This window comes from Pseudomarimonas arenosa (assembly GCF_014841215.1).
GTDB classification, from domain to species: Bacteria; Pseudomonadota; Gammaproteobacteria; order Xanthomonadales; family Xanthomonadaceae; genus Pseudomarimonas; species Pseudomarimonas arenosa.
In genome coordinates this window covers 1-1,243 of sequence record NZ_JACYTR010000140.1, presented here as the reverse complement: position 1 = coordinate 1,243, position 1,243 = coordinate 1, and the positions used below count along the sequence as shown (strand labels likewise).

Here is a 1,243-nt window from a genome sequence, read left to right as displayed (position 1 = left end):
GCAGTTGATTGGGTAGCGGATGCGACAACGCCCGGCGAGGCCGGGCGTTGTGGGGGAAGTGAGCGTTAGGCAGTGGCGGGTTAAGAACCCGCCCTACGCGGGCTTGACCCGCCGTACAGCGGTAACTGACGGCAGCGCCCAGCGATTCTGGGCAGTGTGGGTCAGTCAATTTGGTGGGTGTCCAGGTTTGCCGGAATGTAAGCACAAGAATGACAACGCCCAGCGAGTGCCAGGCGTTGCGATGGAAGTTGGCGTTAGCAGCTTGCTAGTCCGCTTGAACTACACAAAGCCCAACACGCCCCTTATCGTTCAGTTGGCACACTAAGAAGTAGATGGAATTGAAATCCCAGTCATCTCCTGCAACGCGCTTCACACGATAGTAGATGTATCCATCTCGAATCAGATCGGGCTGGCCCATAGAAGATTGGAGTTCATCAAGCGACTTTCCAACCAGCACTTGTCGTTCCACGAGCTGCCTAGCAAGCGCGAGTCGCTCATCACCCTCGGGGGTCGATGACCAGTCTGCCGAGTTTCGTTCGCAACCGTCGAGGCCAACTATCGCCACGGCCAGAAAGAGAAGGCGAGCTACTACCGGAGGCATTCTGGCAACCCCGGGCAAACGTCTAACGTTTCAGCGTTGCCGCACTTTGAACAATCGCTACCAGGCTCCCGAGCCCGCGCAACATTCACGCCGACAGCGTTGTTATAGAAGTCCTGAACAAGCTCACAATTCCTGCCTGGCGGTGGCGGACTAAAGTACTCGTGATCCGCAAGTACCGTCATGGCTCGCTCCTCTCCGATCCGGCTCGCTAGGCAGCACGCCAGATAACAATGGCGAAGTGCATCCTTTCTATCACCGACGCCGGAGTCGTTCGGTCTCCGATCTTCTGAGAATGCTTCAGCTTCTGACTTGCAGGCTTTGACCTGATTGCATGCTACCCAGCCATGCTTGGAAAAGCAGTTCGATATCTCCGGGCCGCTCACACCAGATGCGTTGAGACCCTTATCGTCAAAAGTAATGAGTGGCCTACCTTCGACGTAGGCGTAGGTATTCGGACCCCCATCCAACCCAATCGGATCCGACTCGATGTAACGCCCTGTTGAGGGATCGTAATCCCTAAAGTAGTTGTAATGCAGCCCGGATTCCGAATCGTAGTATTGGCCAGGAAACCGTAACCTTGACGCACAGTTCCACCGCCGACGGCGTTTTCCCTTATAGCGCCTGGACTTAGCGAGGGCAGCG

1 protein-coding gene is annotated in these 1,243 nt (G+C 56.0%); it reads right to left on the bottom strand.

Features of this window, described 5'->3' with window-relative positions:
• Positions 1-588: 588 nt before the first annotated feature.
• The coding region (locus IFO71_RS22735; RefSeq protein WP_269750002.1) for an RHS repeat domain-containing protein at positions 589-1,243 on the bottom strand (655 nt) is incomplete at its 5' end.